At 59.7% G+C, this 26283-nt stretch carries 30 protein-coding genes; 10 read left to right on the top strand and 20 right to left on the bottom strand.

All coding sequences use genetic code 11. The features are described from left to right. Positions 1-16: 16 nt before the first annotated feature. Positions 17-571 carry a tetratricopeptide repeat protein gene (locus ACSHXH_RS11330; protein ID WP_435671906.1) on the bottom strand — a complete coding sequence of 185 codons (555 nt, stop codon included), beginning with the start codon at positions 569-571 and terminating at the stop codon, positions 17-19. Between the two features lie 90 nt (positions 572-661). Here ACSHXH_RS11330 and ACSHXH_RS11325 point away from each other — a divergent pair, with 90 nt between their 5' ends. Then, positions 662-952: an SCP2 sterol-binding domain-containing protein gene (locus ACSHXH_RS11325; protein WP_435671905.1), complete on the top strand. Its 291-nt coding sequence runs from the start codon at positions 662-664 to the stop codon at positions 950-952. Beyond that, on the top strand, positions 952-1890 hold the full coding sequence (locus ACSHXH_RS11320; RefSeq protein WP_435671904.1) for an alpha/beta fold hydrolase: 939 nt from the start codon (positions 952-954) through the stop codon (positions 1888-1890). Before ACSHXH_RS11325 ends, ACSHXH_RS11320 begins: the two co-directional genes overlap by 1 nt. A gap of 10 nt (positions 1891-1900) precedes the next feature. Here the strand turns inward: ACSHXH_RS11320 and ACSHXH_RS11315 are convergent, their stop codons facing one another. After that, a complete protein-coding gene (locus ACSHXH_RS11315; protein WP_435671903.1) occupies positions 1901-2671 on the bottom strand; it encodes an HpcH/HpaI aldolase family protein in 771 nt (256 codons plus the stop codon). Between the two features lie 107 nt (positions 2672-2778). Here ACSHXH_RS11315 and ACSHXH_RS11310 point away from each other — a divergent pair, with 107 nt between their 5' ends. The 4 genes from ACSHXH_RS11310 to ACSHXH_RS11295 are packed head-to-tail and all read left to right on the top strand — an operon-like array spanning position 2779 to position 8103. After that, positions 2779-3786, top strand: a complete 1008-nt coding sequence (locus ACSHXH_RS11310) for a ligase-associated DNA damage response exonuclease (protein ID WP_435671902.1) — start codon at positions 2779-2781, stop codon at positions 3784-3786. Further along, positions 3783-5375 (top strand): ATP-dependent DNA ligase, encoded by a 1593-nt coding sequence (locus ACSHXH_RS11305; RefSeq protein WP_435671901.1) that lies wholly within the window; start codon positions 3783-3785, stop codon positions 5373-5375. Before ACSHXH_RS11310 ends, ACSHXH_RS11305 begins: the two co-directional genes overlap by 4 nt. Beyond that, positions 5368-6228 carry an amidohydrolase family protein gene (locus ACSHXH_RS11300; RefSeq protein ID WP_435671900.1) on the top strand — a complete coding sequence of 287 codons (861 nt, stop codon included), beginning with the start codon at positions 5368-5370 and terminating at the stop codon, positions 6226-6228. The genes ACSHXH_RS11305 and ACSHXH_RS11300 overlap by 8 nt, the downstream gene beginning before the upstream one ends. Before the next feature lie 54 nt (positions 6229-6282). Continuing rightward, positions 6283-8103 (top strand): M3 family oligoendopeptidase, encoded by a 1821-nt coding sequence (locus ACSHXH_RS11295; RefSeq protein WP_435671899.1) that lies wholly within the window; start codon positions 6283-6285, stop codon positions 8101-8103. A 210-nt stretch (positions 8104-8313) separates the two neighbouring features. Here the strand turns inward: ACSHXH_RS11295 and ACSHXH_RS11290 are convergent, their stop codons facing one another. Then, positions 8314-8583 carry a DksA/TraR family C4-type zinc finger protein gene (locus tag ACSHXH_RS11290; RefSeq protein WP_435671898.1) on the bottom strand — a complete coding sequence of 90 codons (270 nt, stop codon included), beginning with the start codon at positions 8581-8583 and terminating at the stop codon, positions 8314-8316. A 179-nt stretch (positions 8584-8762) separates the two neighbouring features. Here ACSHXH_RS11290 and ACSHXH_RS11285 point away from each other — a divergent pair, with 179 nt between their 5' ends. Further along, positions 8763-9281, top strand: coding sequence for a glutathione peroxidase (locus ACSHXH_RS11285; RefSeq protein ID WP_435671897.1), 519 nt, complete (start codon positions 8763-8765; stop codon positions 9279-9281). Here the strand turns inward: ACSHXH_RS11285 and ACSHXH_RS11280 are convergent, their stop codons facing one another. The 4 genes from ACSHXH_RS11280 to ACSHXH_RS11265 form a co-directional block, all read right to left on the bottom strand. After that, the gene (locus tag ACSHXH_RS11280; RefSeq protein ID WP_435671896.1) at positions 9282-9518 is read right to left on the bottom strand and encodes a YdcH family protein; all 237 of its coding nucleotides are present in this window, start codon (positions 9516-9518) and stop codon (positions 9282-9284) included. Between the two features lie 83 nt (positions 9519-9601). Beyond that, positions 9602-10297, bottom strand: coding sequence for a thermonuclease family protein (locus ACSHXH_RS11275; RefSeq protein ID WP_435671895.1), 696 nt, complete (start codon positions 10295-10297; stop codon positions 9602-9604). Positions 10298-10356: 59 nt separating this feature from the next. Continuing rightward, the gene (betC, locus tag ACSHXH_RS11270) at positions 10357-11865 is read right to left on the bottom strand and encodes a choline-sulfatase (RefSeq protein ID WP_435672025.1); all 1509 of its coding nucleotides are present in this window, start codon (positions 11863-11865) and stop codon (positions 10357-10359) included. 170 nt (positions 11866-12035) lie between these two features. Next, on the bottom strand, positions 12036-12983 hold the full coding sequence (locus tag ACSHXH_RS11265; protein WP_435671894.1) for an MBL fold metallo-hydrolase: 948 nt from the start codon (positions 12981-12983) through the stop codon (positions 12036-12038). A gap of 128 nt (positions 12984-13111) precedes the next feature. On the opposite strand from ACSHXH_RS11265, the gene ACSHXH_RS11260 reads away from it, so the two are divergent. The 3 genes from ACSHXH_RS11260 to kynU are packed head-to-tail and all read left to right on the top strand — an operon-like array spanning position 13112 to position 15902. Then, positions 13112-13867 (top strand): SDR family NAD(P)-dependent oxidoreductase, encoded by a 756-nt coding sequence (locus tag ACSHXH_RS11260; RefSeq protein ID WP_435671893.1) that lies wholly within the window; start codon positions 13112-13114, stop codon positions 13865-13867. Then, positions 13864-14697 carry a tryptophan 2,3-dioxygenase gene (kynA, locus tag ACSHXH_RS11255; RefSeq protein ID WP_435671892.1) on the top strand — a complete coding sequence of 278 codons (834 nt, stop codon included), beginning with the start codon at positions 13864-13866 and terminating at the stop codon, positions 14695-14697. The genes ACSHXH_RS11260 and kynA overlap by 4 nt, the downstream gene beginning before the upstream one ends. An 11-nt stretch (positions 14698-14708) precedes the next feature. Next, positions 14709-15902, top strand: a complete 1194-nt coding sequence (kynU, locus tag ACSHXH_RS11250) for a kynureninase (RefSeq protein ID WP_435671891.1) — start codon at positions 14709-14711, stop codon at positions 15900-15902. A 26-nt stretch (positions 15903-15928) separates the two neighbouring features. Here kynU and ACSHXH_RS11245 read toward each other — a convergent pair whose 3' ends face one another. The 13 genes from ACSHXH_RS11245 to ACSHXH_RS11185 all read right to left on the bottom strand — a co-directional run bounded on the left by ACSHXH_RS11245 (position 15929) and on the right by ACSHXH_RS11185 (position 26276). Then, positions 15929-16711 carry a gamma-glutamyl-gamma-aminobutyrate hydrolase family protein gene (locus ACSHXH_RS11245; protein ID WP_435671890.1) on the bottom strand — a complete coding sequence of 261 codons (783 nt, stop codon included), beginning with the start codon at positions 16709-16711 and terminating at the stop codon, positions 15929-15931. A gap of 10 nt (positions 16712-16721) precedes the next feature. Beyond that, positions 16722-17150 carry a GlcG/HbpS family heme-binding protein gene (locus tag ACSHXH_RS11240; protein WP_435671889.1) on the bottom strand — a complete coding sequence of 143 codons (429 nt, stop codon included), beginning with the start codon at positions 17148-17150 and terminating at the stop codon, positions 16722-16724. A gap of 13 nt (positions 17151-17163) precedes the next feature. After that, on the bottom strand, positions 17164-18384 hold the full coding sequence (locus ACSHXH_RS11235) for a cysteine desulfurase (protein ID WP_435671888.1): 1221 nt from the start codon (positions 18382-18384) through the stop codon (positions 17164-17166). Then, on the bottom strand, positions 18377-18967 hold the full coding sequence (locus tag ACSHXH_RS11230) for a YIP1 family protein (RefSeq protein WP_435671887.1): 591 nt from the start codon (positions 18965-18967) through the stop codon (positions 18377-18379). Before ACSHXH_RS11230 ends, ACSHXH_RS11235 begins: the two co-directional genes overlap by 8 nt. Next, the gene (locus ACSHXH_RS11225; protein ID WP_435672024.1) at positions 18964-19452 is read right to left on the bottom strand and encodes a YIP1 family protein; all 489 of its coding nucleotides are present in this window, start codon (positions 19450-19452) and stop codon (positions 18964-18966) included. The genes ACSHXH_RS11230 and ACSHXH_RS11225 overlap by 4 nt, the downstream gene beginning before the upstream one ends. Before the next feature lie 7 nt (positions 19453-19459). Next, a complete protein-coding gene (locus ACSHXH_RS11220; RefSeq protein WP_435671886.1) occupies positions 19460-20737 on the bottom strand; it encodes a SufB/SufD family protein in 1278 nt (425 codons plus the stop codon). Continuing rightward, positions 20737-21492, bottom strand: coding sequence for a Fe-S cluster assembly ATPase SufC (gene sufC / locus ACSHXH_RS11215; RefSeq protein ID WP_435671885.1), 756 nt, complete (start codon positions 21490-21492; stop codon positions 20737-20739). The genes ACSHXH_RS11220 and sufC overlap by 1 nt, the downstream gene beginning before the upstream one ends. A gap of 41 nt (positions 21493-21533) precedes the next feature. Then, the gene (locus tag ACSHXH_RS11210) at positions 21534-22145 is read right to left on the bottom strand and encodes a hypothetical protein (RefSeq protein WP_435671884.1); all 612 of its coding nucleotides are present in this window, start codon (positions 22143-22145) and stop codon (positions 21534-21536) included. A 3-nt stretch (positions 22146-22148) separates the two neighbouring features. Further along, positions 22149-23015 (bottom strand): FkbM family methyltransferase, encoded by an 867-nt coding sequence (locus tag ACSHXH_RS11205; RefSeq protein WP_435671883.1) that lies wholly within the window; start codon positions 23013-23015, stop codon positions 22149-22151. Between the two features lie 11 nt (positions 23016-23026). Then, positions 23027-23347 (bottom strand): heavy metal-binding domain-containing protein, encoded by a 321-nt coding sequence (locus tag ACSHXH_RS11200; RefSeq protein WP_435671882.1) that lies wholly within the window; start codon positions 23345-23347, stop codon positions 23027-23029. After that, a complete protein-coding gene (locus ACSHXH_RS11195) occupies positions 23344-23520 on the bottom strand; it encodes a hypothetical protein (protein ID WP_435671881.1) in 177 nt (58 codons plus the stop codon). The genes ACSHXH_RS11200 and ACSHXH_RS11195 overlap by 4 nt, the downstream gene beginning before the upstream one ends. Positions 23521-23684: 164 nt before the next feature. Next, complete coding sequence (sufB, locus tag ACSHXH_RS11190) at positions 23685-25208, bottom strand: Fe-S cluster assembly protein SufB (protein WP_435671880.1); 1524 nt, start codon at positions 25206-25208, stop codon at positions 23685-23687. A gap of 24 nt (positions 25209-25232) precedes the next feature. After that, the gene (locus tag ACSHXH_RS11185; protein WP_435671879.1) at positions 25233-26276 is read right to left on the bottom strand and encodes a cysteine desulfurase family protein; all 1044 of its coding nucleotides are present in this window, start codon (positions 26274-26276) and stop codon (positions 25233-25235) included. Positions 26277-26283 lie beyond the last annotated feature (7 nt).

Genomic DNA, 26283 nt, shown 5'->3' with positions numbered 1-26283 from the left:
CTGGGTCGTCAAGATGTCAGAGCGTCTGCCCGTTCACTTGAAGGTCTAACCGCTCCAACGCGTCAATCACATCGGAATCGTGCGGTCGCAGGCTGAGTACCCGCGAATAGGCATCATACGCAAGGTGCGGCTTGTCCACCTGTTCGAATATCGCACCCAAGCCGCGCATCGCCCCGAAATGGTCGGGGTTGAGCGCAAGCGTCCGTTCCAGCGCATCCACCGCAGGCCCAACCATTTCAGCCCGGAAATAGGCCAGTGCCAGCGCGTGCCAGCCTTCGGCAAAATCGGGTGCGTGATCCGTAAGCGCGGTTAAATGCTCTAACGCGGCCGCTACATTGTCGACATCCAACGCATCCTGCCCACGCTTGAGCAACAGATCCAACGTGGCTGACCCCGATTTCGACCATTCCTGCCGCACCTGCCGCTCAAGCCGATCAGCGGCGCGGGCATCTTCGGCCTGTGCAAGGTCTTGCATCAGGTCGCGTGCCGGTTCGTCCTGTGCCAAAACAGGGCCAACGGCCACCCCGGATGCCAGAATAAATGCCGCAACGGCAGATTTGTATTTGCGCATTGTGAACCTCATAACCACGGTGGAGTTTAGCGCGAGGTTCGGCAAATGCCAGCCTTTCAGACCCTGATACGATCACAAGGAGACGATATAATGAGCGATGTTGTGGCACAGGCGGTCGCCGCTATGAACGAAAAACTGGGTGGCAGCGGAATCGACGGCACCGCGCAATTCAACATCGAAGGCGAAGGCAGCCTTGTTGTGGACAGCGATGGCGCGCGCGCCGGGGACGCGGACGCAGACGTGACCTTCACTGCCGATGCCGACACCCTGCGCGAGATTTTCGACGGGTCGCTCAACCCCACATCTGCCTTCATGTCGGGCCGCCTGACCATTGACGGCGACATGGGCATGGCAATGAAACTGGCTGCCACGCTCGCTTGATGGCCGAACCCGCACCCTATCGCCACGATCTGGCATCAGGCCCGGACACTCAGGCCTATTGGCTGCGCAGCTCGGATGGGGTGCGCCTTCGGGTAGGTCACGCCGCCGCACCAGAGGCCAAGGGCACAGTGTTCATCTTGCCCGGCCGCACCGAATACACCGAAAAATATGGCCGCACCGCCAAGGATTTTGTGCGTGCCGGGTTTCACACCCTGACCGTCGATTGGCGCGGTCAGGGACTGGCGGACCGGCTCGCTCCAAATCCAATGGTGGGTCACGTTGACCGGTTTCTGGATTTTCAAAAGGATTGGGACGCGGTGCGCAGCTTTGCCCGCGATCACGGCTTGCCCAAACCGTGGCACATGGTGGCGCATTCGATGGGCGGTTGTATCGGGTTGCGCGCGCTGATGACCGGGTCGGACATGAAATCGGCTGTGTTCACCGGCCCAATGTGGGGCGTCAAGATGGCCCCCTACTTGCGCCCCGTGGCGTGGGCGTTGCCACGTCTGGCCATCGCGCTGGGGCAAGGCCACCGCCTGTCGCTCACCACGTCGATCCAAAGCTACCCCGCGTCCGAACCGTTCGAGAACAACCTGCTGACCACCGATCCGGCCCTTTACGAAGACCTGCGCCGCCATGTCGAGGCAGAGCCGAAATTCGGCCTTGGCGGGCCGTCTTACGCGTGGTTGTCCACCGCTTTGACGGAATGTGCAGCACTTGCCGCGATGCCCTCGCCTGCGCTTCCGACCCTGTGTTTTGTCGGCTCCAACGAACGGATCGTCGACACCGACGCCATCCGCGACCGCATGACAAAATGGCCCGGAGGAAAGCTGCTTCTGGTCGACGGTGCCGAACACGAAGTGCTGATGGAAGGTGGCAATATCCGGCGTCAGGTCACCGGCTCTGCCGTGTCACTGTTTTCAAGCTTCAAAACCTAGCCCACCTGACCTAAGCCTTGCCGATCTCGTGCACACCGCGCGCCTCTGCGGTGGCACCGGCCCGCATCCAAGCATGTTCCGAAGATATGAAAAAACAGCTCATTCCGTACTGCGACCAGTCCTGCGCCTTTTGCGCATTGGACACCCAAGTTACATAGGCTTTGCCCGCCGCCTCTGCCGCCTTGCCCACCTGCGCCATGGCCACCATCAAATCCTCTGACCCTTGATGGTCATGCCCGTAGCCCACTGACAAATCCGCAGGTCCTAGAAACAGCGCATCGATCCCCTCCGTGGCGGCGATCGCACCACTTGCCGCAACCCCTTCGGGTTCTTCGATCTGCGCCATGACAACCGTCTCCTCTGCCGACTTCCGAAGCAAATCTGGCATCGACTGCGTTGCGTAGCCCGCCCACCGCGAAGACCCGGCATACCCACGCCCGCCGCGCCCGAACCGCGCGGCCCGTGCCACATCCGCCGCTTTGGCCGCACTGTCCACATGTGGAACAACCACGCCAACTGCCCCACAATCCAGCGCTTGCAGGATTCCGCGCGCCGAACTGTCTCCAACGCGGACCAGCACAGGGAAATCCAAGGCCCGACCCATCGCACAGCACGCATCAATCGCACTGCGGTCAAAAGGTGCGTGTTCCGCATCCAGACAGACGAAATCCAGCTCTGACTGCGCAAGCACCTCGATCACCTGATACGCCGGGGTTTTCAGAAAGGTGCCCGCCAATGGCACACGCGACAAAAGGCGTTGACGAAATCCGGCGATCTGCATGAAGGGTCTCCTGATGGTCTTGATCAGGCCACCCTACGCCGTGCGCGCGCCATGGCAACCCTTCGTCCCCACTGGAGATGTGTGATTTGTCTCCTATACTTAGGCGCATGGCCAACCAAGTTCTCACATTTACCGACCGCGGCATATATTGCCTCGCCGGCGATTTCTACATCGACCCATGGCGCCCCGTGGATCGTGCCCTCATCACCCACGGTCACGCCGATCACGCCCGCCCGGGTCACAAACGGTATCTGTGCACCGATGCCTGCGCGCCGGTTATGCAACACAGGTTGGGGCCAATTTCTGTAGAAACCGTTAAATTCGGGGAAGTTCGTAAAATTGGCGATGCTTTCGTGTCATTTCACCCCGCTGGCCACCTGCCGGGCTCCGCGCAAATCCGTGTCGAAGTGGCGGGCGAAGTCTGGGTTGCGTCTGGAGATTACAAAGTTGTTCCAGATGGGTTTTGCGAAGCTTTTGAACCTGTTAGATGCCATAGCTTCATCACTGAATGCACATTCGGCCTGCCGGTTTTCAAATGGGACGATCAAACTTCAGTGGCCCAAGACCTCAACACCTGGTGGGCGCGCAATGCAGCCGATGGTAAGGCAACGATCTTGGGGGCGTATTCGCTGGGCAAGGCGCAACGCCTCTTGTCGATGGTCGATCCCAGTGTCGGCCCGATTCTCACTCATAGCGCGGTGGAAAACACCAACGCGGTCTTACGCGCGCAGGGCTATGCCTTGCCCGACACCATAGCGGTCACGCCCGGCTTGAACGCCAAAGACCACCCCGGCGCGTTGATCATTGCACCGCCTGCCGCGCTTGGGTCCAACTGGACCCGCCAGTTTGGCCCGGCATCCACCGCATTTGCTTCGGGGTGGATGCGCTTGCGCGGCGTGCGCCGCCGTCGTGCGGCCGACAGGGGATTTGTCATTTCAGACCATGCCGATTGGGACGGATTGATTGATGCCATAAAACAAACATCGGCGGAAAATATATACACAACACATGGTTACACGGATATATTTGCGCGATGGTTGAACAGTGAAGGCTATAATGCACAGGTTGTTCCAACCGAATTTGGCAGCGGTGATGACGCGGCAGACGCTGCATGAAAGACTTTGCCGCGCTCTTCATCACCCTCGACCAGACCACCAAAACAAGCCTCAAAACCAAGGCGTTGGCCGCGTTCTTTCAGACAGCTTCGGACGATGACAAGCTCTGGACCATCGCGCTGTTTTCCGGCCGTCGCCCCAAGCGCGCAGTTACCACACCGCAGCTGCGCGCATGGGCCGCCGAGGTGGGTGGCATCCCGCTTTGGCTGCTAGAGGAAAGCTACCCAATCGTTGGTGATCTGGCCGAAACCATCGCCTTGACCCTGCCTCTGCCCAGCCGCCAAAGCGACCTTCCCCTAACCCACTGGATCAACGAGCTAAAATCACTTTCTGCGCTTGATATCGACACGCGCAAGGCACGCATCCTTGACGCTTGGGATCAGCTTGATCCAACAGAGCGGTTTCTGTTCAACAAGCTGATCACTGGCGGTTTTCGGATTGGCGTCAGCCAAAAGCTCATGACCCGCGCTCTGGCCCAGGCCACGGGGCAGGCTGAACCGAGCCTCGCGCACCGTCTGATGGGGGGCTGGACGCCGGAAACCACCACCTACCACGCGCTGATCGTAGCCGAAGATGCCACCGCTGACGACAGCCGTCCCTACCCATTCTACCTGGCGTATCAACTTGATAGCGCACCAAGCGATCTAGGGTCGCCTGCGGACTGGCAAGCCGAATGGAAATGGGATGGAATCCGCGGTCAGGTCATTCTGCGGGGCGACACCCACCATGTCTGGTCGCGCGGTGAAGAGCTGATGACCGACCGGTTCCCAGAATTTGCGCGCCTGTCGGATATTTTACCAGATGGTACAGTTCTCGATGGAGAGATCGTCGCGTGGGACGGTGTGCAGCCGCATTCGTTCAACACATTGCAAGCCCGCATCGGGCGCAAGACAGTGCCGAAAAAGCTTTTGGCAGAGGCGCCAGTGATCCTTTTGGCTTATGATCTGCTGGAACAAAACGGTGAGGATCTGCGCGATCTGCCCTTGAGCACCCGCCGTGCCCGCATGGACACGCTGCTGCAAACCCTCCCCGACGACGCACCGGTCAAAGCCGCCCCGCCCTTGCCGTTCGACACGTGGGATACGCTGGCACAGACCCGCGCCCGCGCCCGCGAGGCCCGTGCCGAAGGGCTTATGCTCAAACGCAAAGACAGCCCTTACCTGTCGGGCCGCAAGAAAGGCGATTGGTGGAAATGGAAGCTTGATCCCCTGACGGTGGACGCCGTGATGATTTATGCCCAGCAAGGCCATGGCCGCCGCGCCAACCTGTTTACCGACTTCACCTTTGCCGTCTGGAATGGCAACGATCTGGTCCCCTTTACAAAAGCCTATTCCGGCCTCACCGACAACGAATTCCGCAAGATCACGGCATGGGTCCGCAAGAACACGCAACAGCGATTTGGCCCGGTGCGGCAGGTCACACCGCACCATGTCTTTGAAATCGCATTCGAAGGCATCCACGCGTCTCCTCGTCATAAGTCCGGCATCGCCTTGCGGTTCCCGCGCATGGCACGATGGCGGCAGGACAAACCGCTGCAAGAGGCAAATACCCTCGATGATCTTAAGGAATTGCTAAAGACTTATGGATAAACCCACCGCAGACGCACCACCCAGTACGGTCACCCCGCCCAGCGCCTGTTTGCCCAACGCCGCTTGCGACGCCCATGTGCACCTTATCGGGGATGACTTTGCCCTATGGGACGGCCGCGTGGAAACCCCGCCTGCAGGCACGCTGGACGCTTGGCTGGGCCGTTATCGCACGCATCTGGCGGCTTTGGGCTGCACACGGGGGGTTATCGTGCACTCCATCCTCTATGGCGGCGACAACACCATCACCCTTGAGGCGACCCGCCAAATGGGCGAACAGTTTCGCGCGGTCTGCCTGATCTCGGACGACGCAACCAGGGCCGGGATCCGCGCGCTGGCCGAACAGAACTGCAAAGCGGTGCGCCTGAACTATGTCCATGGCGGTTTGCTAAGCTGGGACGGCATGAAGCGCCTTGCGCCGATCTTGGCAGATCACGGGATGCATGTCGAAATGCTGGCCCATTCTCACCTGCACCTTGAGACCCTCGCCCCTCAGGTACGCGAGTTGCCGGTGGACATCGTCTTTGACCATTGCGCCTGGCCGGACCCTGCTCTGGGTGTAACCGACGGTCAAAAGGCGCTGGAACGCCTGCTTTCCGAGGGCCACGCATGGACCAAGCTGAGCGCCACATACCGCCACAGTCCAGAGCCACACGCGCTTATCCAGCGCCTCGCCAAAGCCAATCCTGACCGCATTCTCTGGGGCAGCGACTGGCCCCATCTCATGCTGAACGGCGTAGGGATGCCCGATGCCGGCCAACAGCTCAATAACCTGCTTGACGCAATCCCGGACACACAGACCCGTCAGAAGCTCTTTACCGACAATCCCGCACGCCTCTACGGCTTTGCCCCTTGAACCTTTCGCCGACACGGCACAGGTTCCAAGGCAACACGGAACAGGAGACACCCGATGCTGCGCACGCCTTCCCCGACCTATGACGCCAATGCCCTGAGCGGTGGCAAAAGCTATGGCGACCTGCCGGAATGGGACCTGACCGACCTCTATCCGTCCGATGACGCGGCAGAGCTCAAGCGCGATCTGGATTGGCTGGAAGACGCCTGCCGCAGCTTTGCCACGGATTTCGAAGGCAAACTGGCAGACCTAAGCGCACAAGACTTCCTAACGGCAATTCACCGGCACGAGAAGATCGAAAACATCGCGGGCCGTATCATGTCCTATGCGGGTTTGCGCTACTACCAGCTTACCACAGACGCAAAGCGCGCGAAATTCCTGTCCGACCATCAGGAAAAGATCACCAATTACACTACGCCGCTGGTCTTCTTCACACTGGAACTGAACCGCATTGACGACGCGGTTGTGGACGCGCTGTTCGATGCGAATGCCGATCTTGCCCGCTACAAACCCGCCATCCGCCGCATCCGCGCGATGAAGCCCTACCAACTGTCGGACGAGATGGAGAAATTCCTGCACGACATGGGGGTGGTTGGCGACGCGTGGGAACGGCTGTTCGATGAAACCATTGCCGGGCTGGAATTCGAGGTTGATCGCGACCCGCTCACCATCGAGGGCGTGCTGAACCTTTTGACCGAACAGGAGCGGTCTGTCCGCGAAGCCGCCGCCAAGGAACTGGCCGCTGTGTTTGCCGAAAACATCAAGATTTTCGCCCGCGTGCACAACACCCAAGCCAAGGAAAAAGAGGTCATGGACCGCTGGCGTGGCATGCCCACCGCCCAGACCGGACGCCATCTGAGCAATGATGTTGAACCCGAAGTGGTCGAGGCGCTGCGCAACGCCGTGGTCGCCGCCTACCCCAAGCTGAGCCACCGCTACTATGCGCTCAAGCGCAAATGGCTTGGGCTGGACGTCATGCAGGTCTGGGATCGCAACGCCCCCCTGCCCATGGAGGCAACCCGTATTGTCGGCTGGGACGAAGCCGAACAGACCGTAATGACCGCCTATACCGATTTCGACCCCCGCATGGGCGAGATCGCCAAGCCGTTCTTCACCAAAGGCTGGATCGATGCCGCCGTCAAACCCGGCAAGGCACCGGGCGCGTTCGCCCACCCCACGGTGACGGATGTGCATCCTTACGTCATGCTCAATTACCTGGGCAAACCGCGCGACGTGATGACCCTGGCACACGAACTGGGCCACGGCGTGCATCAGGTGCTTGCCGCCGAACAGGGCGAGATGCTGTCCTCTACCCCCCTCACACTTGCGGAAACCGCATCCGTCTTCGGCGAAATGCTCACCTTCCGCAGGATGCTGGACAACGCCAAGGACGATGCCGAAAAGAAAGTGCTTCTGGCTGGCAAGGTCGAAGACATGATCAACACGGTCGTGCGCCAGATCGCGTTTTACGATTTCGAATGCAAGCTGCACGAAGCACGACGGGGCGGTGAACTCACCCCCGATGATATCAACGCATTGTGGATGTCTGTTCAGGCGGAATCGCTTGGGCCAGAGTTTGAATTCATGGACGGGTACGAAACCTTCTGGGCCTATATCCCGCATTTCGTGCATTCGCCCTTCTATGTCTATGCCTATGCCTTCGGGGATGGCTTGGTGAATGCGCTGTATGCGGTGTACCAGGAAAACCCCGACGGCTTTCAGGACAAGTATTTCGACATGCTCAAGGCGGGTGGATCGAAACACCACAAAGACCTGCTTGCCCCGTTTGGGCTGGACGCCAGCGATCCCAAGTTCTGGGACAAGGGTCTCAGCATGATCTCGGGCTTCATTGACGAACTGGAGGCGATGGAGGGCTGATCCAACAACGTCGCGCAACCTGCAATGTCATGGGTGCATATTTGGAAAAAGAAGAAGCAGGAGGGTGCGCGCCATCCCCCTGCTTCTTCTTTTTGAAAAATATGCCAGTGCCCAGGTGGCCGTTAATCGGAGCGGCAGAAACCCGCGACACCTTGCAAAAAGGCCCCAAGCCGCAGGCGAGATACCCTGCGCTGGTGGCAACCAGCCACTTTATTTCAGCTGCGACTCCTTGGACCCGCGTCGATTGATCCCTGCGCGCGCCTGAAACACGCTGTCGCGCTCTTGTTGACACGCAATGCACAGCTTTACACCGGGCAACGCATTGCGACGCTTTTCTGGGATCGGCTCTTCACATTCTGCGCAATGGCTCAGGCTGACGCCCACAGGGGTCTTGCGCGCTTTGAGCCGTGCAAGCTCGTCATTGATCGACGCGTCGATCTGATCTTGCACCGCACCGCCTCGGGCCCATCCGCCGACCATGTCACGCCCCCTGCCTCTGATCCAGGAAATATCGGCCGATGCCTGCATCCGCGCAAGGCACTTGTCGCAATGTCTACGAAAACGCCGCGCAGGATCGCGGGCTTGTCATGGTGTTTCGCAGACCCTGAGGCTTTCCCTTTGGGCGGTGCCGCCTAGATACTTTCGCAAGGAGACCCGAAATGCGTGTGTTACTTGCTGCTCTGATCGTGTGCTTGGCGCCGTTGGCCAATGCCGCCATGTCGGGCTTTACCTTCGCGTCAATGGATGGCGGCGAGATTGATCTGGCCGAATGGCGCGGGCAGCCGGTTCTGGTGGTGAACACCGCCTCGCGCTGTGGATATACACGGCAATATGACGGGCTACAGACACTTTATGACACCTACCGCGATCAAGGCCTTGTGGTGTTGGCCATCCCGTCCAATGACTTCCGACAAGAGCTTGCATCAAACGAAGACGTGCAGGAATTCTGCGAGGTGAATTTTGGCCTCGACTTTCCCATGACAACCATCACCCCGATCTTGGGGGACGGGGCGCATCCGTTCTACGCATGGCTTGAGGCAGAGGTAGGGTTCACGCCAAAGTGGAACTTTAACAAGGTGCTGATTGCCCCGGATGGCAGCGTGGCCGCGACATTCGGATCGAATGTGCGACCCCTGTCCCGAACGGTGACCGATGCGATCACCGCCCTGCTGGACTGATCACTTCTGTAGATAGCTCCAGATTTCGTCCTTCAACGCACCGCGCTGTTTGCGCAGGTCGGTTTCGGCCAATGTGTCCATGGGTTCAACATTGGTTTCAGCGCGGTGAACACTGCGGTTGATGTCATGATAGCTGGCAAACAGCTTGGCAAAATGCGCGTCCGACTGTTTGAGCGCGCTCATCTTTTCAACGTGCTCGGGGAATTCCTCGGCCAATTCATGCGGGGTGTGCGACATGGGTTCACTCCTCTCCTGATGTGATCTTGAGACGAGCCTGACAGACAGGATGCCGCGCCACATTGACCCGGATCAAACCGGCATCACTTTCGCGCTTTTCTCCATCCCGCAGCGCGTGCCTCGGCCTCAGAGCAAAACCACCGTTCGCCGTTGTGTTCAGAGATACGCGTGTCGTCGTAATGTCTCTGCCCCGGCAGATGGTAGATGCGGCTTTCGCCATTCCGGCTGATATTTCCCTTGATCACACAGGCCGGGTTGATCGCCTCAGGCACAGTGTTGCGCGCAGCCTGCCTCTGATCGGTTTGCGCAGCATCGCGTTGCGCCGACCGGAACGCTGCCGGAGACATGACACCAGTGCCATGCAATCCGCGCGCAGTCACCGCGGCGCCTTTTTCCGCCAAGTCGTAATCCATCCCGTAATCGCGGTAGGCAAAGGCCAAACCCTCGCTGACCAGCGTTTCGCCGATATCGCGCCCATTGGCGCTGCATTTGGCAACGACGCGACCATATCTGTCGGTATCCGTGGAGGTGCAACGGGCAGTGCGGCCCTCGAACATCTCGCGGGTTTTGTCGCGCACCCATGCACCGCAGAGCCAAGCCGGGCTTTGCGCATCGCCACACATTTGATCCACCTCTGGCGCGTCAATGGCATGCAGGCGCACGGTTGTGTCACCCACCTTGATGGTATCCCCGTCCACGACGCGGATGGTGCCGTTTGGTCCGGCATGGGCCATCGTGCCCAAAACCAAAGCCGCTGTGACCAAAGCAATTCTTAACATTCCGTTTATATGGGCCAAAAAATCTGGCCACGAAATGGCAACCGTTAAGAAAAGTTAATTTATTCCCCGCGCGGGAAGCGTTGGTTTCCCTCAAGCACGTTCAGGTCCATATGGTTGCGCATGAACCGCTCGGAGGCATCGCGCAAGGGCTGGTAATCCCAAGGGTAATATCCCCCCTGCCGCAACGCCTCGTAGACCACCCAGCGTTTCGCCTGACTGCCCCGCACATCCGCATCGAACCGCGCCAAATCCCAGCGGGCCTCGGACTTGGCGCGCAAAGTCTGCACAGTGCCCTGATGGTCCGGGTGATCTGCCAGATTGGTCAGCTCATGGGGATCGACCTCCAGATCAAACAGTTGATCGGGATCGAGCGAGCAGCGGTTGTACTTCCACTTGCCATAGCGCAGCGACACCAGCGGCGCGTTCGACGCCTCGGCGGCATATTCCATCGCCACCGGGCTGGTCCGCTCAGCCCCCTGACCCAGCGATACCAAGGATTCTCCCGTGGTCCAGGGCATGACCTCGTCCATGCTCACCCCGGCCAGCGCACACAGCGTCGGGCAGACATCAATGGTTGAGACCGGGTCGCGCACAAGCCCAACCGCCATGTCCGGCGCTGAGATCATCAGCGGCACCCGCGCAGAGCCTTCGTAGAAGCACATCTTGAACCACAGGCCACGTTCGCCCAGCATATCCCCGTGATCCGAGACAAAGAGAATGATCGCCTCTTGCCGCGTGTCTTCAAGCACTTGCAGTATCTCGCCAATCTTGTCGTCAAGATACGAGATATTGGCAAAATACGCGCGGCGGGACCGGCGGATGTCTTCTTCTGAAATGTCGAAATTGCGCCAGTCATTTGCATCAAAGATGCGTTTGGCGTGCGGGTCATGGTCGTCATACGACATTGCCGGGATCTCGGGCAGCAGATGATCACAGTCTTCGTATAAATCCCAGTATTTGCGCCGCGCCACATAGGGGTCATGCGGATGGGTGAAGCTTGTCGTGATACACCACGGGCGGTCGTCCTTGCCGCGCGCGCGCTCATACAGCGCCAGCTTGGTCTGATAGGCGACCTCGTCATCATATTCGAGCTGGTTGGTGATCTCGGCCACACCCGCGCCGGTGACCGAGCCCATATTGTGATACCACCAGTCAATCCGTTCGCCCGGCTTGCGGTAGTCAGGGGTCCAGCCGAAGTCCGCCGGATAGATGTCAGTGGTCAGCCGTGCCTCGAACCCGTGAAGCTGATCCGGCCCCACGAAATGCATCTTGCCCGACAGCGCAGTGTAATAGCCCGCGCGGCGCAGGTGATGTGCGTAGGTGGGAATGGAGGATGGAAATTCGGCGGCATTGTCATAGACTCCCGTGGCCGACGGAAGCTGCCCCGACATGAACGCCGCCCGCCCCGGCGCGCAAAGCGGGCTTGCGGTATAGGCGTTCTGGAACCGGGTGGACCGGGCCGCGAGTTTCTTGAGGTTGGGCGCATGCAGCCAATCGGCCGGACCATCGGGAAACAGAGTCCCGTTGAGTTGATCCACCATCAGAATCAGGATGTTCGGCTGCATGATTTGCCCCTTGTGCGTTGTGCTGCGCGACACTGGTCAGATCAGGATGCAACGTCAATCCGGGGCGAACGAAGATGCGTTGACGCATCTCCGCGTTTCCGTTGACGAGAACGCTTGGGGGGCAAGGCCTCCAATGCTCATTTGGCAAAAAGAAGAAGATCAGGGCAATGCGTCTATTCCCATTCCATCTCTTCAAACACCCGGCCCGCGTTGCGTGTCGCCAGTTCCTCGAACGTGTCCAGATGTACCCATTGCGACTGGTCCACGTAATAGGCACCCGCCAGATCGCCCCCCTCTTCGATATGCACAGCGATCTTGGCGCGCAGATCTTTGATGTAGTCGGAGGTATAGCGCGTTACTTGCGCCATGTTGGTCGGGTGGCCGTGTCCGGGGATTACATATGTCGCCCCGAGCGCGGTGAAAGGGCCATCAAAGGTCTCGATCCAGGCATCCGTGTCGGTTTCTGCAAAGATCGGCGGCATGCGTTCGTGAAAGGCGATATCGCCCGCGATGACGATGTCCCATTGCGGAATCCACACCTGCACATCACCCGGATCATGCGCCGGGCCCAGATGCAATGCATGCAGCGTCACATCGCCCATCTCTATCACATATTCATCGTCAAAGCTGATATTGGCGGCGACAACTTCGGTGCCTTCGGCCCTGTCGCGGTTGTAGCCTTGCATGCCTTGCAGAATGAAATCGCCATCCGCTTCGACCACGGCAATGGCATCGGCATGGGCAAGGATATCCACGCCCTGTGCGGCCCAATAGGAATTGCCCAGCATTGCATGGCCTTGCGCGTTTTCATTGATCACCAACTTGACCGGCTGGTCGGTCACGGCCTTGATCTCGTCGTGCAGCGCCGCGGCCAGCCGCGCTGATGCGCCGCCATTGATCACCACAACGCCGTCACCCGTCACAACAAAGCTCAGGTTGTTGTTATGGCCCGCGTTTTCATAGGTGGGCGGCGCAGTGGCCCCGATGGCCGAGAACACATGCGGGATCACCTCCACCGGTTTGTTATACAGCTCGGATTGCGGATATTTGTCGGCAATGTCTTCGCTGGCTTGGGCTGCGGCAGCCAAGACGCTGGCGGCAATGATAAGTGTCAGGCGCATGAATGGTCTCCTCCTAATTCGGACACATTCACGAAATCGAATGAGAAATGCAATCCCTTTCCTCTGGTGTGCCTTGCCACCGCGCCCCAGACCGGTACGGTCGCAGAAACGGGAACGGGGAGAACACCATGACATTGGGCGGCAAACATGCGCTGGTCACCGGGGGCGGTACGGGCATTGGTCTGGCCATTGCGGTGGCTTTGCGCGGCGCAGGCGCGGTTGTCACGATCACCGGACGCCGGACCGAGGTGTTGGATACGGCGGCCAAAGCGCATGATCTGCACCCCCTAGTGATGGATGTGCAGGACGAAGCGTCTGTGGTGGACGGGATCGCCCATGCGGTCGCATCCCGTGGTGCAATTCAGATCTGTGTGCCCAATGCCGGGATCGCCGAGGGACGTGCTCTGCACAAGATGGATATGGCGTTCTGGCGCAACATGATGGCGACCAATATTGACGGCACATTCCTGACGATCCGCGAAAGCCTGAAGTCGATGCACGAGACCGAGTGGGGCCGCGTGATCGCCATCAGCTCTATCGCCGGGCTCAGGGGCCTGAAGGGCGCGCCCTGCTATACCGCGTCGAAACATGCGATGATTGGCCTCATCCGGGGGCTGGCTGCGGATTACCTAGGCAAGCCCTACACCTTCAACGCCATCTGTCCTGCGTATGTGGACACCGAAATCGTCCCGCAGAACATCGACCGCATCATGGCCCGCACGGGCATGAGCGAGGCTGATGCGAGGAACGTCATGGTTGGGGCGAACCCACATGGCCGCCTGATCACACCCGAAGAAGTGGCCGATACAGCACTTTGGCTTTGCGGTGCCCATTCAGGGAGTGTGAACGGCCAGGCGATCCAGATCGCGGGGGGCGAGTTTTGACCGATCCCTACGATCCGGCCCGTGACGGCGCGCAGATGTCGTTTGACCGGCGCATGTCCTACACCGATTACCTTGGTCTGGATGCCGTGCTTGACGCGCAGCACCCGCTCAGCACCGCGCATGACGAAATGCTGTTCATCATCCAGCACCAGACCTCCGAACTTTGGATGCGGCTGGCCCTGCACGAACTGCACGCCGCGCGCGAGACCTTGTCCGCCGATGACATCCGCCCCGCATTCAAGCTGCTGGCGCGGGTGACGCGCATCTTTGAACAGCTCAATTCAGCGTGGGATGTGCTGCGCACCATGACACCCAGCGATTACACCACGTTCCGCGAAACCTTGGGCCAAAGCTCGGGGTTTCAATCGTCGCAGTACCGCGAGATCGAATTCCTGTTGGGCAACCGCAACCCCGCAATGATCAAACCACATGCCCACCGGCCAGACCTCGAAGCCCGCCTGCATGCCGAGTTGGGCAAGCCATCGCTCTATGATTGCGCGCTTAAGCGGCTGGCGCAGGCAATGCCCCTACCCGAGGCTGCGTTGCATCGAGATCGAACCAAACCGCACCAACCCGACGACACCCTGCAAGCGGCCTGGGCCGAGGTCTACCGCGACCCAGCGCGCTATTGGGATCTGTATGAATTGGCAGAAAAGCTGGTCGATCTAGAAGATTATTTCCGCCGCTGGCGGTTCAACCACGTCACCACCGTCGAACGGGTCATCGGCCTGAAACGCGGCACCGGGGGCACGGGCGGCGTATCTTATCTCAAACGCATGCTGGAGGTTGAGCTTTTCCCCGATCTCTGGCACCTGCGCACCAGTCTTTGAAAGTTCTGAGCATGACCGATTTCACCGCCACCCGTGACGCGTTTCACCTGCCCGAGGGGATGATCTATCTCGACGGCAATTCCCTTGGCCCCTTGCCAAAGGCCGCTGCCGCCCGCGTGGCGCAGACCGTCACGGCGGAATGGGGCGAACACCTCATCACCGGCTGGAACGGCTGTGGCTGGATGGAGATGCCCGCACGCATGGGAGACAGGATTGGCCGTCTGATCGGCACAGAGCCGGGGCATGTGGTGGTTGGTGACACGTTGTCGATCAAGGTGTTCCAGGCGCTTGCCGCCGCGATCAAGCTCACCCCGGAGCGCCGGGTGATCCTGTCGGACACCGGCAATTTCCCGTCTGACCTCTACATGGCCGAGGGGCTGATTTCCCTGCTGGGTCCGGAATACGAACTGCGCCTTGTCGCCCCCGAAGAGGTCGAGGCGGCGATCACCGACGAGATTGCCGTGACGCTCATCACCGAGGTGGATTACCGCACCGGGCGCAAGCACGACATGGCGGCCCTCACCGCAAAGGCGCACGCGCATGGCGTGGTCACGGTTTGGGATCTGGCCCATTCCGCAGGCGCATTCCCAGTAGATCTCGCCGGGTCCGGGGCGGATTTCGCCATCGGTTGTACCTACAAATACCTCAACGGTGGCCCCGGCGCGCCCGCTTTCATCTATGTCGCGCCGCGCCATGCTGACACGGCCCTGCCCGCCTTGTCAGGCTGGCTGGGTCATGACAGCCCGTTTGCCTTTGATCTTGGCTACAAGGCAGGTGCAGGGATAGCCCGGATGCGCGTCGGCACGCCGCCGATTGTGCAGATGGCCGCGCTCGAGGCGGCACTGGACGTTTGGGACGAAGTCGACCTGCAAGACCTGCGCGCACGCTCCATCGCGCTGTCCGAACGCTTTATCGCCGGGGTTGAGGCCACCTGTCCCGATCTGGAACTGGCCAGCCCGCGAGATCCCGTGCAGCGCGGATCGCAGGTCAGCTTTCACTTTGCCGATGGCTACGCCGCCATGCAGGCGCTGATCGCACATAAGGTCATCGGGGATTTCCGCGCGCCGGATATCATGCGGTTCGGGTTCACGCCGCTTTACATCAGCGAAGGCGATGTGGATGTGGCCGTTGAAATTCTCGCCCGGATCATGCGTGACCGGCTTTGGGACACACCTGAGTTCAAACAGCGCAAAGCTGTGACCTGAGCAGGACAATCTCGATCCAAGGAGGATTATACCGCAGTGACGCGGTCTCCGCCGACGATTTCACCTTGCCTCCAGGCCCGGACCGCGTCGCCGAACGCCTGAAATAACGGCCGCGAAACCGGATCGTTGGCCGCGTCCCATTCCGGGTGCCATTGCACCGACAGGGTGAAGCCCGGCGCGTCCTTCACATACGTCGCCTCTGGGGTGCCATCCGTCGCGTGGCCCTCGATCACGATACGCGCGCCGGGGGTCTTGATCCCCTGACCGTGCAGCGTGTTGGTCATCACCTCGGTTGCGCCAAACAGCCGGTGGAACACGCCGCCCTCCTGCACCGTCACAACGTGGCGCAGGGCGAACTTTTCCTCAAGCGTGCCATCGGGCGGCATGCGGTGGTTCATCCGCCCGGGCAGATCGCGGATCTCGGGGTAGAGCGTGCCGCCCATGGCCACGTTCACCTCTTGGAAACCCCGGCAGATGCCCAGAAAAGGCTGGCCGCGCTCAACGCAGGCCCGCACCAACGGCAAGGTGATCGCATCACGCGCACGGTCAAACGCACCGTGCGCCTCGGTTTCGGCCTCTCCGTACTCTTCGGGATGAACATTCGGACGACCGCCCGTCAGCAGGAACCCGTCACAAACCGACAGCAGTTCCTCAACCGTCACAAAGCGCGGATCAGCCGGAACAACCAGCGGGATGCAGCCCGCCACTTGCGCAACCGCCTCGGAATTAATCGAACCGCCCGCATGGGCCGGGTACTGATCGTTAATGAGGTACTGGTTACCGATGATTCCGACGACAGGCCGCGCCATGTGATGTTCCCTATATCTCGGCTGTCAATCCAACCGCTTCGATCCCAGCCGTCGCGGCAATGGCATCATTGTCCGACGTATCACCTGTCACCCCGACAGAGCCCAGCACCGCACCCTTTGCGTCGCGCACCAACACGCCACCGGGCACCGGGATCAACTGACCACCAAGCGCCCCGTTCGCAGCGGCGATGAAATACGCCTGCGCCTCGGCGCGCTGCATCTGTGCCGTGCCCGCCATGCCCAGCATAACCGCGCCGTACGCTTTGCCATGGGCGATCTGGAACCGGCCCGGGCTGGCCCCGTCTTCGCGCTCGAACGCCTGCACATTGCCACCGGCATCAAGAACAATCACCGAAAGCGGCTTCATTTCGGCTGCGCGGCCCGCCTCAAGCGTTTTGCGGATGATGGTGCGCGCACGGCGCAAGGATATGGTTGCCATTTTCTTTCCCAATTCAAGCAAACAGATCATGCGCCAATTCAAGCGCATCGACCAGTTTGTCCACTTCTTCTTCTGTGTTGTACAATCCGAACGACGCCCGACAGGTGGCCGTCAGACCAAGATGGTCCATCAGCGGGCCTGTGCAATGCTGTCCCGCCCGCACCGCGACACCCTTTTTGTCAAGGATGGTCGAAATGTCATGCGCATGCGCGGCCCCGTCCAGCGTAAAGCTAAAGATGGCTGCTTTATTCGGCGTTGTCCCCTGCACTTGCAGCCAATTGAGGCCGTCCAGCCTTGTGCGGGCATAGTCACGCAAACGGGCTTCATGGGCGGCGATATTGTCCATCCCCAAACCCATCATGTAATCCAGCGCCACGCCCAGCCCGATCTGCTGCACGATACCGGGGGTGCCTGCCTCGAACGTCATGGGCGCGTCGTTCCAAGTCACCTCGTCCTTGTGGACCTCGCGGATCATGTCACCGCCCCCCAGAAAGGGCTGCATCTCGGCCATGCGGGCCTTTTTCATGAAGGTCGCACCGGACCCGGATGGACCGTAAAGCTTGTGCCCAGTGATGGCATAAAAATCGCAGCCGATGTCATCCACGTTGACCGGCATATGCACCGCCGCCTGAGATCCGTCGATCAGCGTCGCAATGCCCCGTTCGCGTGCCGCGTCGCAGATGGTTTTGACATCCACAACCGTGCCCAGCACGTTGGACAGATGCGTGACCGCGACCAGCTTGGTCTTGGGGCCCATCGCGTCAATCACCGCCTGCGGATCAAGATAACCGGTGCTATCCACATCCACCCATTTGATGACCACCCCCTGCCGTTCGCGCAGGAAATGCCAGGGCACGATGTTGGCGTGATGCTCCATCACCGACAGGATGATCTCGTCGCCTGCCGTCAGGTTCGGCATCGCCCAGCCATAGGCAACCGTGTTGATGCCCATAGTGGTGCCGGTGTTCATGACGATCTCGTCTTCGTCCTTCACACCAAGGAATTTCGCAATCACGCCGCGCGTGCTTTCGTATTTTTCGGTTGCGAGGTTCGACAGGTAATGAAGCCCTCGATGCACGTTGGCATATTCCTCGGAATAGGCCCGCGTGATCGCGTCAATCACCACCTTCGGCTTTTGCGCACTTGCCCCGTTGTCGAGATACACCAGCGGCTTGCCGTTCACCTCGCGCGACAGGATCGGGAAATCACGACGGATTTCGGTGACGTCATACATATCCAGGAATCCCTCCGGTCGAGATGCCAAGCAGGCTGAAGATCAGGCTCAGGCCCAGCATCATGCCCACCACGGCCAACAGCAAAATCAGTCCTGCACGCAGCAGGCTTCCGATCTCGTGGGCCACATCAATGAAATTCAAGAAGATCCAAATGCCCAGCACCGATGCGGCGCTGATCACGACCCCCGATAAAAACAGGCTGATCGGGCCAAGAACCACAACAACCGCCTGCATCAACACCCGCAACGCCTGCAACCAGATCACGAGAACCGCAACCTGATCAAGCGTTGCCACACCCCCCAAAGGCCGCCCACACAAAGTCACAGCCACAATCAATGCGCCCACGGACAGCGCCAGCATCAACGCAAAGACCACCGGACTGCCAAGGATCGGGCCAAACAGCTCATCCGCTGGTGTGACCATGAGCGATACCGAAAACATCATCGTGTTCAGCACGATCACCAGCGCAAAGGCCAACCACACGGCCTGCGACGGCAGGTTCATCGCCATCAACAACCGCGCAACATCGCGCGGTGCAGTCACCGTGTTGAGAGCAAGTCTCAGAAAGCCGTCAATTGTCACGCTTGGACCCCGCGATAAACTGCCAACATGCTCGCAATCCAGAACCACATGAACACGCAAAACCAGATCAGACCAACGATCGTCAACTGGATACCAGCTCCGATATAGCCCGCCACCAGCCCGTTCAACAGGATCAGCGGCGAAGATGCCAGCAAGCTCCAGAACAACGCCAGCCGTGCGTTGTAAGCCGGGCCTGTGCCTCCCACTGCGCGCGCTATCAGATGCGCCAGCAAGGCAAGCGCGTAAAAGATGAGCGGTGCAAAGAACACCGTCGCCATCAACGTGCCACCCAAGAGCATATTCAGCTCTTGTCCCTCAAGATGTGCCTGACGCGCCAGCGCAGGCCAGCGCGCCACGAACAGGATCACGCAGGCCCCCATCAGGATGGCCAGGGCGCGGTCTTCGCGCTGTCCGGCGTCTAGCAGACGGCGCACAACCTTGCCCGGCCCCCGATACGTGGCCGCGATATCCTGTGTAAACGGCACCGGACGATCAGCCGTTGCGCCGCGACAGCCACGCGTCAATGCGGCTGTTGATTTCATCCTGAAGCGCTTGGTCCTCGATCTCCATGACCGCTTCGGCAAGGAACGCGATGGTCAACAGGTTGGTCGCCGGTCCCTCTTCGATCCCCCGAGACCGCAGGTAGAACAGACCCTCTTCATCGATCGCACCGGACGTAGACCCATGCGAACAGGCCACGTCATCGGCGTAGATCTCAAGTTCCGGCTTGGCAAGAAACTGGCTGTCCTCGTCAAGCAAAAGCGACTGGCTGATCTGGTAGCCATCGGTCTTCTGCGCGCCTGCCTTCACCAGGATCTTGCCCTGGAACACGCCCGTCGCCCCATTGCGCAAGACCTTCTTGAACACCTGACGGCTTTCGCAATTCACCGCGTCATGGGTGATGAACACCGTGTCGTCGTGGTGGAAATCGCCATCTCCAACGCAGCACCCGGCAATATGCGCGGTGGCATTGTCGCCGGTCAGTTCGATCACACATTCATTGCGCGTCAGCACCCCGTTTGCCGTCAGCGTGAACGACTTGAACACTGATTCCTCGCCCAAACGGGTGAAAATCGCGGTGGCCGCACGGCGTTCGTGGTCCCTGCCTTGAGCCCGCACATGGTGAAAGACGCCGCCGTCGGCGATCTCGACTTCCATGCATTTGTTGAACCGCGCCGCTGCTGGGCCGTTCTCAAGCAAGGTCAGTTCCGCACCTGAGTCAATCTTCACAACATGGTGGAGGATCGCATCAGAAGCCTCTGACACATGGCGATAAATCAGGCTGATCGGCTTGGGTGCCTTGCCCGTCACATGGATCAGCACACCATCCGCTGCAAACGCCGTGTTCAGCGCCGCCAAGGGGCGGTGCACCGGGGTCTGACCCCGTGTTTCCAAAACACCGTACAGGTCTTTGGCCCAATGAATATCCGGCGCGTCGGCCAGACGGTCGATGCTCACATGCGCCATCGCCAGATCATCAGAGGCGTCCGGGTCGAACACCCCGTCCACGAACACGATCTTGAGGCGCTCCACCTCACCAAAGACCGGGCCTTCATCAGTCTTGAGCACTGCCGCCTTGGGCGCTTCGGCCTGCACCAAAGTGTCGGGCTTGGTGTATTTCCAATACTCGTCCCGCCCGCTGGGCAGGCCCATTGCTTTGACCCGGCTCAGCGCATCGGCGCGCGCCGCGTCGGACCACCCGCCCGCGGGCAGGTCAAGCGCCGCCAACCGCGCGTCGGTGGCATCCTGTTTGATCTGCGGCAAGGCCATTACGCCACCTCCGCCAAAATATCCGCATAGCCGTTGTTTTCGACCTCAAGCGCCAGCTCGGGTCCACCGGTCTTGATGATCCGGCCATCCGCCATGATGTGCACCACATCCGGTTTGATATGGTCCAAAAGACGCTGGTAATGCGTGATGACAAGGAACCCACGGCCCTCGTCGCGCAGCGCATTCACGCCATCCGCAACCAGCTTCATCGCGTCCACATCAAGACCGGAATCGGTCTCGTCAAGAATGCACATCTTTGGCTCAAGCATCGCCATCTGAAGGATTTCGTTGCGCTTTTTCTCGCCACCCGAAAAGCCCACATTGACCGGACGCTTGAGCATGTCTGCGTCGATCTGCAAATCTTTGGCCTTGGCGCGGATCACCTTGAGAAACTCTGTCGCAGACATTTCGTCTTGTCCGCGCGCCTTGCGCTGGGAATTCACCGCGGTGCGCAAAAAGGTCATGTTGCCCACACCGGGAATCTCGACGGGATACTGGAATGCAAGGAAAACGCCAGCGGCGGCGCGCTCTTCCGGCTCCATGTCCAGAATGTCTTCGCCGTCCAGCGTTGCAGACCCTTCGGTCACCTCGTAGCCACCTTTGCCGGACAACACATAGGACAGGGTCGATTTGCCCGACCCGTTCGGACCCATGATCGCATGGACCTTGCCCGCCTCGACCGTCAGGTTCACACCCTTGAGGATCTGCTTGTCTTCTTCCTCAAGTTGAACGTGCAAGTTTTTGATTTCCAGCATTTCTTTCCCTCTCTCGTGTTTCCGTGCCCAACGCGCCTGCGTCAGAATGATTTCGTGTAAAGTGTCAGAATTTCCGTCAGATCGCGCTTGGGCAGGTCGGTCGGTTCAATCTCGAACCGCGCCATCCGCCCACGCATCTCAACCGGCTTCACAAAACGTTCGATCCGCTGATACTGGCTGCGGCCGATATAATCGTCGAACAGCACCGTCACCGGCTTTTCCGTCCGCAGCATCGCGGTCAGCACACAGGCAGTGCGAAACCGCCCGTCCACCAGCACCAAATCCGGAGCTTTGAACCCGTCCAAATCCCAAACCGAATTGGGATAGCGATGATAGCGCGCCCATTTCGCATCGGTCTTGGGACGTCCCCATTTTCCGACTGGCCCGACATTGGCGTAATGCAAGGTCACATCCGATGTGGTCCCCGCGTGATCGAAATAAACCTGCATCATCTGGCACCAATCGGGATCGGATTCCACCGAATAGACCGTCTTGCCAGCCATCTCAGAGGCCAGAACGGTGGACCCACCGCTGCCATATTCAAGAATCACATCCGCCCGCGCATACAACTCGCGCACCCAATCGCTCACCTCTTCGGGAAAGGTCAGGACGGGGCGGTCAATGACCGGCGTATCAGGGACAGGCTTTTCCATAATCTAGGCCGTATCCAAATGCGCGAAATAGGCTTGGCAATCCGCCTCGGTCACGGTCCCACGATCCACCAGGTGTGACAGGCACCGGACAACCAGATCGAAACTGCCGAAACACCCGTCCGCCAACAGCGCCAAATGCTTGAGCCGCTCGTCCGAAACGGTCTCAAGATCCAGCAGATCGCGGATGAACACCGCATCGCCGTCAATCAACTGATTCCGGCTGGTCTGCCGCCGCAACTTAACCTTGAGCGAGGACGGCATCGGCATGGATTTCGCAAACATGAACTTGTGCAGATGGAACCCCTGCCCGCGCAAAACCGCCATCTGCGCATCCAGCAAAGGCTGGTCTTCATAAAGCGGCACAAACGCCACTTCGGTCATGATCGCAACGCAGGATTTCAACGTCTCGCGCGCGTTCTCGAACACGTCAACCTCACCGCCCTGAATGTCGATCTTCAGGAAATCGACCTCTGCGATCTCGGAAATATCGTCCAAGCGGCGCGTGGGGACCGGCACCCGCTCCAACACACGGCCCTGCTTGTGGAACCGTCCAAGGAAATCATAGGTTTTGACCCGTGGCTCCAGAAGCGACGTGAAGCCTGAACTTTTGCAGACCCGCAAATCATGCGTGCCGCCATCGCCCACCGCGTAAGGAAAGAACCGCGCGCGGTCATTTTCCTGTGCAGCAAGCTCAAGATACGCCTCCTCCTGTGGCTCGAACCCCGTCACACGCACCAGACCAGAGGCAAACATGTCCTCATAATCCGGCGCATTGACCGGATTGGCACCCACGTCCACGATCTCGGTCAGCCGTTCGGGCGACAGCAGATCGTGCAGCGTGCGCAAGCGTATAATGTTCGGGCGTTCCACCTCAGCCGTCCTTATCCGCGATCCGTCAACACGGCTGTGCCGCTGGCCGACACCATAAGCATCGAATTGCCAACAACTTCGTAATCCAGATCGACGCCGACCACCGAGTTGGCCCCAAGCGCCACCGCGCGCTGCTCCAACTCACGCATGGCGACGTCACGCGCATCCTGCAACTTGGCCTCATACGCCCCAGAGCGGCCACCGACGATGTCCGTGATCGACGCAAACATATCCCGGACCACATTGGCCCCCATGATCGCCTCTCCCACCACAATGCCCTTGTATTCAAGGATTTTCTGGCCCTCGATAGAGTTTGTTGTCGTAATAATCATGTCGTCCTCTTTAAAACAACTTGCGCAAACAGCGACCCGGTGAAGCCTGATAAAAACGCCAGTGCAATCACCACCCACATATCCAAGGCGTCGGTAATCACATCAACGAACGCGGCAAACACCGCGCAAAACACACCCGTGATCACCGAGGTCATAAGAACAGCGCGCAACATGGATCAGCCTTATCTCATCATATCCAGGGGCGCCGCGCCGTTTGGCGCAATCCCCCACATATTCACCCCCGCAGGCAATTTCTGGCTGGCCCCAGGCAGTGACACCAATCCACCCGCCATTGGCAAAACGGCAGCGGTCAAAAGCAGGCCGATCGCCAGCTTTTTCACCCCACCGACCCTTCAAGCGAGATCGCCACAAGCTGCTGCGCTTCCATGGCAAATTCCATCGGCAGGGCCTGCAAGACGTCGCGGCAGAACCCGTTGACGACCAGCGCCACGGCCTCTTCCTCGTCCATACCGCGCTGGCGGCAATAGAACAGCTGGTCATCATCCACCTTCGACGTGGTTGCCTCGTGCTCGACCCGGCTGGAATTGTTCTTCACCTCGATATACGGCACCGTATGCGCGCCACACAGGCTGCCAATCAGCAGGCTGTCACACTGGGTATAATTGCGGCTGTTCTTGGCCTTCGGGTGCATCGACACAAGGCCCCGATAGGTGTTCTGCGCATGACCCGCGCTGATGCCCTTGGACACGATCCGGCTCTTTGTATTCTTGCCCAGATGGATCATCTTGGTCCCGGTATCGGCCTGCTGGTAATTGTTGGCGATGGCGATGGAATAGAACTCGCCCTGGCTGTCATCGCCGCGCAGGATGCAGGACGGGTATTTCCACGTCACCGCAGACCCGGTTTCCACCTGCGTCCACATCACCTTGGCCCGGTCGCCCCGGCAGTCGGCACGTTTGGTCACAAAGTTATAGATGCCGCCCTTGCCGTTCTCATCGCCGGGATACCAGTTCTGAACGGTGGAATACTTCACCTCTGCATCTTCTTCGATGATGATTTCGACAACCGCCGCATGCAGCTGCGAGATATCGCGCTGCGGCGCTGTACAGCCTTCGAGGTAGGACACGTAAGAGCCCTTGTCGGCAATGATCAATGTCCGTTCAAACTGGCCCGTGTTTTCGGCATTGATCCGGAAATAGGTGCTCAGCTCCATTGGGCAGCGCACACCCGGCGGCACGTAAACAAATGACCCGTCCGAGAACACCGCAGAATTGAGCGTCGCATAGTAGTTGTCAGACACCGGCACCACGGACCCGAGGTATTTCTTCACCAGCTCGGGATGTTCTTGGATCGCCTCCGAGATCGAGCAGAAAATTACGCCCGCCTCGCGCAGTTCTTTTTGGAAGGTCGTGCCCACGGACACGGAATCAAACACCGCATCCACAGCCACCTTGCGGCCCTCGGCAGGCATGTCTTCAGCCCCCTCAACCCCGGCAAGGATCAACTGCTCCTTAAGCGGGATACCAAGCTTTTCATACGTCGCCAGCAGTTTCGGATCGACCTCATCCAAGGATTTCGGCTTCACCTCCATGCTTTTGGGGCGCGCATAATAGTACTGGTCCTGAAAGTCGATCTCGGGGTAATCGACCATCGCCCATTTGGGCTCGTCCTTCTGAAGCCAGCGATCATAGGCCGCCAGACGCCAGTCGAGCATCCATTCCGGCTCGCCGTTCTTTTCCGAGATCAGGCGAACGATATCGGTGTTCAGCCCCTTGGGCGCATACTCCATCTCGATATCGGTGTTCCAGCCATGCTTATAGGCCCCACCCACTTCGCGTACGGCATCGACGGTTTCCTGATCGACGCCTTCCTTGACGGTCGTATTGTCCAGAGCAGCCATGCTTCGTACCTCTTTCCGGTTGTCTCACGCGGCGCGCGCGCGGTGTTTCTTCCATTTGGTCAGCCATGTTTCGGCAAACCGCATAACATCGTCTTCTGTTGTCCCAGGGCCAAGCGACACCCGAATGGCGCAGCTGGCCGAGACCGTATCAAACCCCATCGCAGTCAGAACCGCGCTGGCCTTGACCTTGCCGCTGGAACAGGCCGACCCCGCGCTGATCGCAAAGCCCGCAAGGTCCATCTGCATCACTTGGGTCTCGCCCTTCCAGCCCGGCGTCACAAGGCAGGTGGTGTTCGGCAACCGCCGAACGCCTTTCCCGACAAAAATAGTCTCTTTTGCGCCAGCCTCAAGAGAAGAATCTAGAATGTTTCTAAGTTTTTCCACCCGATCCCAGACGCCGGCATCCAAATCCCGCGCCGCCGCCTCTGCCGCGGCGCCAAACCCGGCGATCCCAACCAGGTTTTCAGTCCCTGACCGGCGGCCCATCTCCTGCCCGCCCCCGCGGATCTGCGCAGCCAGCTCTGTGCCCCGCGTCATCACAAGCGCGCCAATGCCCTTGGGCCCGCCCAGCTTGTGCGCCGAGATCAACGCCATCTGGCACCCAAGCCAATTGAACGCCAAGGGGATCTTGCCAAAGGCCTGCGTCGCATCCACCACGGCCAATCCCTGCGGCAGCTCCTGCACCACGCCGGTTTCCGAATTCGCCAATTGCACCGCTGACCGCGCAGGTGCGCTCAGATGCACCTGCCCCGTCGCATCCACAGGCAAAACCGGGTCAATCCACGCCCGCACCGCGTCATGCTCGACCTCGGCCCCCAGCAACCCGCGCCCGGCACAGGCCAAAGCGGCAGCCTCGGTCGCGCCGGACACAAACACAATATCCGCACCATCCGCTCCAAAGGCCGCAGCAACCTGTGCCCGCGCCCGTTCGACCAACGCCTTGGCCGTACGTCCCTCGGAATGGACCGACGACGGATTGCCCACGACATCCATCGCCGCAATCATCGCCGCGCGCGCCTCTGACCGCAAAGGGGCCGTGGCGTTATAATCCAGAAACACCCGGGCCACTCAAACC

Origin of the sequence: Marivita sp., assembly GCF_051251565.1 — a bacterium.
Lineage (GTDB): Bacteria > Pseudomonadota > Alphaproteobacteria > Rhodobacterales > Rhodobacteraceae > Marivita.
This window is presented reverse-complemented; position numbering and strand designations above follow the sequence as displayed.